Annotated in this window: 4 protein-coding genes and 2 pseudogenes; 5 read left to right on the top strand and 1 reads right to left on the bottom strand. The window is 45.5% G+C overall.

Going from position 1 to position 7,072, the window contains the following annotated elements; genetic code table 11:
• Positions 1-218: pseudogene (locus V6C93_RS18680) on the bottom strand (DNA-binding protein); the annotation flags it as partial.
• A gap of 217 nt (positions 219-435) precedes the next feature.
• Here V6C93_RS18680 and V6C93_RS18685 point away from each other — a divergent pair.
• The 5 genes and pseudogenes from V6C93_RS18685 to V6C93_RS18705 form a co-directional block, all read left to right on the top strand.
• A complete protein-coding gene (locus V6C93_RS18685) occupies positions 436-1,596 on the top strand; it encodes a RuBisCO large subunit C-terminal-like domain-containing protein (RefSeq protein ID WP_333478176.1) in 1,161 nt (386 codons plus the stop codon).
• 259 nt (positions 1,597-1,855) lie between these two features.
• Positions 1,856-2,626 carry a YebC/PmpR family DNA-binding transcriptional regulator gene (locus V6C93_RS18690; RefSeq protein WP_333478177.1) on the top strand — a complete coding sequence of 257 codons (771 nt, stop codon included), beginning with the start codon at positions 1,856-1,858 and terminating at the stop codon, positions 2,624-2,626.
• 1,301 nt (positions 2,627-3,927) lie between these two features.
• A complete protein-coding gene (locus tag V6C93_RS18695; RefSeq protein ID WP_333478178.1) occupies positions 3,928-4,158 on the top strand; it encodes a hypothetical protein in 231 nt (76 codons plus the stop codon).
• 189 nt (positions 4,159-4,347) lie between these two features.
• Positions 4,348-4,455, top strand: a pseudogene (locus tag V6C93_RS38340) (YebC/PmpR family DNA-binding transcriptional regulator); the annotation flags it as partial.
• Between the two features lie 205 nt (positions 4,456-4,660).
• A partial coding sequence (locus V6C93_RS18705; RefSeq protein ID WP_333478180.1) for a toll/interleukin-1 receptor domain-containing protein occupies positions 4,661-7,072 on the top strand: 2,412 nt, incomplete at its 3' end.

Here is a 7,072-nt window from a genome sequence, read left to right on the forward strand (position 1 = left end):
TCAAAATCAGCTATTTTTTGCAAATCTAGACCTAATCTCTGGCAAAGTTCATAAAAATTTAGATAATCAACGGCTCTACCATTAAGAAAGCCCCAGACAGTGGATCTAGATAGTTGTAAATCCTTAGCTAGGTCTATTTGCCGAGCAAAACCATTCCGCTTGAGAGCTGATTTAACCTGTTCGATGTACTGTGGGGAAACCTTTAGCGATCGCGACATAACTCATCACTGAGCGAATCTGCCATGCATCATAACCTTGATGCCCACTTCACTTAGGCAAATAAGTACTAAGTCAGCAATAAGTCAGTCATCAGCTATACCTTTATAAAAGCTCTAAACTCTGCCTTTGAAAGCGGAGCTTTGGTGAGAAAATCGATAAAAGCCTAAAAATCTCAAACTCGCTTGTACCTTCCCGTCCTTAATTCCAGTCTTTAAAATGACCATTGAAGTTGATTACCGTTTCCCTCCCGGTGTTGATGCCCAAAAGCAAGCCAAAGTCATTGCAGTTGGGCAAACAGTTGGTACCTGGGATGCACGTTTTGCCCATCGAGAGGAGATGTTGCGATCGCATCTGGGTGAGTTCGTCAGCGGTATTACTCAACCTGATGGTTCCAGCATTGCCACGATCCGTTTTCCCGAAGCCAATGTAGAGAACGATATCCCCAGTCTCCTAACCATGATTTTTGGCAAATACTCGATGGCAGGGGCGGCAAAAGTCATGGCGGTGCGTCTCCCAGAACACTACGGCAGGCGTCCCAAAGTCGGCATTACAGGAATTCGGGAACGGTTGGGAGTGTGCGATCGCCCTTTAATTATGGCGATTTTCAAGCCAGCACTGGGACTTTCTGCCGATGACCATGCAGCAATTTTGCAAGAGGTGGCGAGTGTGGGGCTGGACATTATTAAAGATGATGAGATTATGGGAGACTTGGAGGTTGCCCCAACACTGAAACGGCTGGAAGCTTGCCGCCAGGTACTCGATGAGGTGAAGCAGCAAACAGGGCGCACCGTACTTTATGCCGTGAATGTGACGGGTGCAGCGGACAAGTTAATTGAGAAAGCGCGTCTTTTGGTGCGAGAGGGGGCAAACGCCTTACTACTCAACGTCCTAACCTACGGATTCTCAGTACTGGATGCCCTAGCCTCTGACTCAGAGATTAACGTGCCGATTTTTGCCCATCCCGCCTTAGCGGGGGCTTTGTGTGCTGCCCCCGACTACGGTATGGCTTACTCGGTGGTGTTGGGAACGCTGATGGGGCATTGTGGAGCGGATGCGGTGCTGTATCCTGCCCATTACGGGAGTTTGCCGTTTGACGCACAAGAGGAAGGGCGAATTCGAGATAATTTGCGATCGCGTAATGTCTTTCCCGTTCCGTCTGCGGGCATTCATCCCGGTATTGTACCCAAGGCATTGGCAGATTACGGTCAGAATGTGATTCTCAATGCAGGTACTGGAATTATGGATCATCCAGATGGGCCAGCAGCAGGGGTAAAGGCGTTTTTTGAAGCATTGGAACGAGTTTCAGTTGGCAAACCCTTCAATCTTGAGACTGTTCCTGAAGGGGCACTGCGACAAGCTTTGCAAAAATGGGGATAAAGAATGCCCCCTAAATCCACCTCAAAAAGGGGGACTTATGAGTTGATTCTCCCCCCTTTTTAAGGGGGGCTGGGGGGGATCAAAGGGTTTGAAAACACCCCCTAGAGGGGCGAAAATCTACTTTTGCCAGAGGTCTGCTGTTCACTGGCTCCTAGTCCCTAGAAGAATAGCCTACCAAATTGGGTAAACTCGGAAATGTACCTCAGACACAGGCGCAAGAGTTATCTTTTGCCGAGAACATCGATTCAGTTTTGAAGCTATGGCAGGACACAGTAAATGGGCGAATATTAAGCGTCAGAAAGCGAGAGTGGATGCAGTAAAGGGGAAAACCTTTGCTAAACTCTCACGGGAAATTATTGTTGCGGCTCGCATGGGTGTCCCCGATCCGGAAGGTAATTTCCGACTGCGTACCGCTATTGATAAAGCAAAGGCGGCTGGAATTCCTAATGACAATATTGATCGTGCGATCGCTAAAGGCTCTGGGCAACTGGGCAACGATAACGATAATCTCGAAGAAATTCGCTACGAAGGTTATGGCTCTGGCGGTGTCGCCATTTTGATTGAAGCGCTGACAGATAATCGCAATCGCACGGCGGCTGATTTGCGGGCGGCGTTCACCAAAAATGGGGGTAATCTCGGTGAGACAGGTTGTGTCTCCTGGATGTTTGAGCAAAAGGGCGTGGTTATTCTAGCTGGTGCTGTGGCGGAAGAGCAGCTGTTGGAAGCGTCTTTGGAGGGGGGTGCACAGACGTATGAGCTATCTGAGGAGGAGGAGGACACCCCGCTAGCAGAGGTGTTTACCGAAGTCAGCAATCTGGAAACCCTGAATCAAACCTTGAAGGAAAAAGGCTTGCCGGTGCGTGAAGCCGAGTTGCGTTGGATTCCGAGTAATACGATAGAAGTGACTGATCCAGATTTAGCGCGATCGCTTCTCAAGTTGATGGATGCTCTAGAAGATTTGGACGATGTGCAAAGTGTGACGGCAAACTTTGAGATGGCAGATGAGTTGATGTCACTGACGATGGTGTAGCGCCTAGAATACAAAAACCTAAGAGCTTTCCTCTACACAGTGGGTTCATCTTGGTTCCCACTCGTTGGAGGAAATTTTTCTTTTTTTGAAATTTTCACAAAGATAGATCGTTTATCTACCACTTTGGCCTCTGCTAGTCGAGATAAAACGGTCATCATTTGGAATTTAAGGTCTAGTAAAGTTGGCAATGCGTTGATTCGGGACTTGTCATTGGATGAATTACTGACAAACAGTTGTGCCTGGATCAGAAATTACTTACAGAATAGTCCAACCTTAGACCCAAGCGATCGCGCTCTATATAATGGAATTAACCACTAGAGGATTAATGATGGCATTCAGAAAATTTACCCAATTGGTTGTTGCATTGGTGCTTGGGTTGGTACTTAGTCTGAGTAGCTATCCCGCTCACTCCCAGGAATTTCTCTCTTTTGAAAATTGCTTCCAATAAATCAATAATTACCCTAGAAAGAAAAACTTGAATAGATACAGTGAACGGCAAATTTATTGCATGTTTGTGGTCGAGTTGATCGATGGGGCGTTAAGGTAGATAAAGAGTACTACAATGCAGAACTCTTTGCTGTCATCATAAATGCTCTTAGAGATAAGGGTGATAAGAAGGATAACAGACTTACCTATAAACAAATCACCCATAGATTTCCAGGTAATACATTAAATCAACTAATTAATGAATCGATTGATGAAGCAGAGAGAGAGTCGCTTTTATCCCAGTCCGTTCCATTTCAAGTGGCAGCAGCTAGGATTATCTTAGATAGATCCCCATCATCTTCTGCTTTGGTGCAAGGGCCTGGTAAGGCTAGTGGAGGAACAGTCGTGTATAAAGTCTCTACTAAGGTCAGTAGAAGACCCAGACTAACATTTCTGACACACTAAGAAAACGGAGTGAGTTTAGCAGATTTAACTCTAGATTCACTCATGCAGAATGCTTGTACTTTGGGAGGGAATTATCTGAAGTACAACTCTGAGGTAGAAGAGGGCGATAAGCATCTCTGCGACGGGATTGGTACTCAAAAGTAGCAGGGGTGAGAGATACACCCTTGTAGGCGCACGGCATACCCATCGGTGTCAATTTAAGCCCTGGCGAATGGGTTGATGGAGACATTAGAAGACTTGGAGGAGTTGCAAAATGCCATAGCGAGTTTTGAGATAGCAGAGGACTTAAGGTGGTTGAGCTGGGTGCAAGAGTAGAGACTACAGACATAGAAAATTCATAGGTTTGACATAATCCTGTCATGTCTTCATTGGATAGTTATCTTGTTGGTTCATTGATACGGAAATCTCCAATGAAAAAGGTTGCTACCGCTTTAGCCCTCGCTTTCGCCTTTGCGGCTCCGATGGCTTTCTCTACCTCAGGTGTTCAGGCTAGTCCGGTTAAATCCGAAACTCACATGACTAAAACTGTAAATGGTACACCTACCATTAAACAGCATCAAGGTGTTAAAGCCACAAAGAAGAGGGTAAAGCATACAACACGCCGCAAACACCCTACGACCAGTTCAAAAATGAAAAAGTAAGTTAGTTACAGAGAACCTTTTCAAAAATTTTCTGAGCAAAGCCTAATTAATTTTCCCCCGCTATTAGAAAAGCGGGGTTATTTTTTGTTGAGCAATCCTGTGAATGTATTGAAAAAATGAAGCGAGAGCATCAACATCGGAAGAGAAGATAAAGTGCGATCGCGCTAAATGTACAAATACAATTAAGTGCGATCGCTCCTCAAGCTGATAGATGCTTTGGAAGACTTGGACGATCGGCAAAGTGTTACCGCCAACTTCGAGATCGCAGAGGAGTTGATGTCGCTGACGATAATGTAACGGCTGGAATACTGAGTACACCACAGGTAGGGTCACGATATATCGTGCCCTTAAACGATTTGTATTGCCTTGAATTGAAAAACGCTATAGTCTTAGACAAAGTAGCCATCGCCCTTGACGTTTCATCTTTCCAAAGGCAGATTATATTCATCGTCTTAACCAGGGTTGAGACGCTTTGTTCTGAGTTTTGTGCAACTGCCTGAAAATGAAAAATTTGTTTGATGCCTTCATCTCCTACGGGAGAGCAGATAGTAAAGCGTTTGCTACAAAACTTTATGCCTGCTTGCTGAAACAAGGGTTAAAAGTCTGGTTTGACCAAAATGATATTCCCCTTGGGGTCGATTTTCAAAACCAAATTGATGATGGCATCGAGAAGGCGCATAACTTCTTATTTATCATTGCACCACATTCGATTAATTCGCCCTATTGTGGCAAAGAAATTGAGCTAGCACTGAAGCGCAATAAACGAATTATTCCGCTGTTGCACGTTGAGCAAATTAATCAGGAAACTTGGCAGCAGAGAAATCCTAAGGGTACCCCTGAAGATTGGGAAGCGTATAAAGCGAAAGGACTACATGAGAGCTATCAGAACATGCACCCAGTGATCGGTAAGATTAACTGGGTTTACTTTCGTGAGGGAATGGATGACTTTGAGCAGTCGTTGGCGGGACTCCTAGAGATTGTTGAGCGCCAAAAAACCTATGTCTATCAACACACGTACTTTTTAGATAAAGCGCTGGAGTGGCAACGCAATCAGCAGCAGTCTCGCTATTTGCTCGTTGGGGAAGAATGCCAGCAGGCTCAAGCGTGGCTCAAGGTTCAATTCAAGGATGAGCAACCTCCTTGTGTTCCAACTGATGAGCATTGTGAGTTTATTACCGAGAGTATCAAGAGTGCCAATAACTTGATGACTCAGGTGTTTCTCTCCCATGCTGAGGAAGATATAGCCGTTACAGAAAAAATTCGCAGAACCTTAATCCGACACGGCTTCACAGTCTGGACGAACCGGACGGATATCAAAACTGGGACGGAGTTTCAGCAAGTCATCAACCGGGGTATTGAAGAAGCCGACAATCTGGTTTATTTAATTTCGCCAAACTCCTTGAAATCACAGTATTGCCAACAAGAAATTGCCTATGCTAGCAAACTGAACAAACACATTATTCCTGTACTGATTGAGCCAACGGATTTAGATGATATCCCGCCAGAGCAGCGATCGCTTCAGTTTATTGACTTCACTGTACATGACGATGAAACCCAGTATCGCACAGTAGCGGACAAGCTTCTGAATGTTCTGAAGGAAGAGGCTTGGTACTACGAGCTGCATAAAATTTTACTGGTTAAAGCGCTGAAATGGGATCGAAAAGACCAACCGAAGACGCTGTTACTCAAAGGCAGTGAGTTGGCAAAAGCCCAAAACTGGCTAAAGCAGAGCGAACAAAGCCACAAGCAGACTGCCGCTACCAGTTTGCACAAGGCATTTATCGCCGCTAGTGAGGAGATGAATCAGTTATTTGATGTTTTCATTTCCTATGGGCGAGCTGATAGTTTAAATTTTGCGATTAAACTTCATGCTCGCTTAGTCGAACAAGGTTTAAATGTGTGGTTTGACAAAGAGGGCATCCCCCTAGGCGTAGACTATCAAAAGCAAATTGATGATGGAATTGAAAAAGCACATAACTTTCTGTTTGTTATTGCGCCACATTCGATCAATTCACCCTATTGCGGCAAAGAGATTGAGCTAGCCCTTAAACGCAACAAACGCATCATTCCGCTGTTGCATGTTGAGCAAATTACCCAGGAAACTTGGCAGCAAAGAAATCCTGTTGGTAAGGCTGAAGATTGGGAAGCGTATAAAGCCAAAGGGTTGCATACTAGCTTTCAGAATATGCACCCAGAAATCAGTAAGATTAATTGGGTCTACTTCCGTGAGGAGAAAGATGACTTTGAGGCATCGCTGACAGGACTCCTGGAACTGTGCGAACGGCAGCAGGAATATGTACAGCAGCACACTTACTTTTTAGCTAAAGCACTGGAATGGGAGCGACATCAGAAACAATCCCGCTATTTGCTGATTGGGGATGAACGAAAGCAGGCTGAGGCATGGCTAAATATTCGATTCAAAGATGAACAAGCCCCTTGTCTCCCTACTGACTTGCACAGCGAGTTCGTTACCGAGAGTATCAAGAATGGCAATAACCTGATGACTCAGGTATTCCTCGCCCATGCTGAAGAAGATTCACAGGTGATGGATAAAATTCGCAAAAGCTTGTGGCGGGAGTGCTTTACGGTTTGGACAAACAAAACCGATATTCAAACCGGAGAAGCGTTTGAGGATGCGATTGAGCGGGGCATCGAACAAGCAGATAATGTGGTTTACCTGCTTTCACCTAATTCCCTGAACTCCCAGTACTGCCAGCAGGAGTTAGAGTATGCCCTGTTGCTGAACAAGCGGATTATTCCCATATTGGTGCGAGAAACGCCCCCGGAGCGGATGCCGCCAGTGCTGCGGGGTTTGCACTATATCGACCTGACTGACAATGTTAGGGAAGAGGACTATCAGCTCGATGAAAGCCAACTGCTGAAGATTTTGCGACAGGATGCGCCGTACTATAAC

Source organism: Allocoleopsis sp. (assembly GCF_036703385.1).
GTDB lineage: Bacteria > Cyanobacteriota > Cyanobacteriia > Cyanobacteriales > Coleofasciculaceae > Allocoleopsis.

What these genes read in the sequence shown, in the direction of transcription:
- V6C93_RS18685 (WP_333478176.1), top strand. Translation starts at nt 436, where the DNA reads ATGACCATTGAAGTTGATTACCGTTTCCCTCCCGGTGTTGATGCCCAA.
- V6C93_RS18690 (WP_333478177.1), top strand. Translation starts at nt 1,856, where the DNA reads ATGGCAGGACACAGTAAATGGGCGAATATTAAGCGTCAGAAAGCGAGA.
- V6C93_RS18695 (WP_333478178.1), top strand. Translation starts at nt 3,928, where the DNA reads ATGAAAAAGGTTGCTACCGCTTTAGCCCTCGCTTTCGCCTTTGCGGCT.